Origin of the sequence: Phenylobacterium sp. (assembly GCF_030697925.1) — a bacterium.
Classification (GTDB): domain Bacteria; phylum Pseudomonadota; class Alphaproteobacteria; order Caulobacterales; family Caulobacteraceae; genus Phenylobacterium.
In genome coordinates, this window is sequence record NZ_JAUYOJ010000031.1 from 1 (window position 1) to 1068 (window position 1068).

A 1068-nucleotide genomic window follows, 5' to 3' on the forward strand; every position below is an offset into this window, starting at 1 on the left:
AGGATCACCTTGCCGTCGAGGTCCAGGGAAGTGGGTGCGAACCGGCCCAAAAGCGGCGCTCCTGAAGGGAAATGCGAATCTTCGCCGCACTCTCGGCCCCCGGACGTAAAGAGAGCGCTAACCATGATGTGGCGTGCTGTCACGCATGGTCAGCCGCCCCCTCCTCGCCCTCGCCCTGATCGCCGCGCTCGCGCCGGGCGCAACCCTCGCCTCCGGCCCGGAGAAGAAGAAGGGCGGCGGGCTGACCTTCATCCAGCTCAACACCCTCACCTCCACAGTGATCCGCCCCGACGGCCGCCGCGGGGTGTTAACCGTGGAGACCGGGATCGACGTGCCCAACGAGAAGCTGCACGCCAAGGCCGAGATGCTCGTGCCGCGCCTGCGGGCGGCCTATGTCCAGTCGCTGCAGATCTACGCCTCGGGCATGAACCCCAATTCCGCGCCCAACGCCGACCAGCTGGCGGTCCAGCTGCAGCGCGAAACCGACCGGGTCATGGGCCAGAAGGGCGCCCGGCTGCTGCTGGGCACGATGCTGATGAACTAGCGCGACCAAGGTCCTCCCCTATTGGGGGAGGTGGATCGTCGCCTCGTCGCGACGAGACGGAGGGGGCTTCATCCACGACCGGAAGGGTCAAAGTCCCCCTCACCCGGCCATTGGCCGGGAGCTCCCCCAGAAGGGGAGCAACTAGGGCCTCACATCGCCGAGATGCCGCCGTCGAGCTTTAGCTCCGCGCCGGTCATGAACTTGCTCTCGTCGCTGGCCAGGTAGAGCACCGCATTGGCGATGTCCTCGGGCTCGCCGATGTGGCCGAGCGGGATCTGGCGGGCGAGCTTGCCCTCGGCGACCTCCTTGCCGAACTGCTGGCGCAGGGGGTCGAGGATCGGGGTGTCGATGAAGGTCGGGTGGATGGAATTGGAGCGGATATTCAGCCCCTGCTTGGCGCAGTGCAGGGCGATGCCCTTGCTGAGCAGCCAGACCCCCGCCTTCGAGGCGTTGTAGACCGGCGAGTTGTGGGCCGCGATCAGGCCCGCGATCGAGGAGATGTTGATGATCGAGCCCGGCTGGCA

The 1068-nt window shown here is 66.9% G+C and carries 2 protein-coding genes; one reads left to right on the plus strand and one right to left on the minus strand.

Annotated elements, in window-relative coordinates; all coding sequences use genetic code 11:
• Nucleotides 1-145: 145 nt before the first annotated feature.
• Nucleotides 146-544 carry a Tat pathway signal protein gene (locus Q8Q88_RS03605; RefSeq protein WP_305673832.1) on the plus strand — a complete coding sequence of 133 codons (399 nt, stop codon included), beginning with the start codon at nt 146-148 and terminating at the stop codon, nt 542-544.
• A gap of 149 nt (nt 545-693) precedes the next feature.
• Here the strand turns inward: Q8Q88_RS03605 and Q8Q88_RS03610 are convergent.
• A partial coding sequence (locus tag Q8Q88_RS03610) for an SDR family oxidoreductase (RefSeq protein WP_305673833.1) occupies nt 694-1068 on the minus strand: 375 nt, incomplete at its 5' end.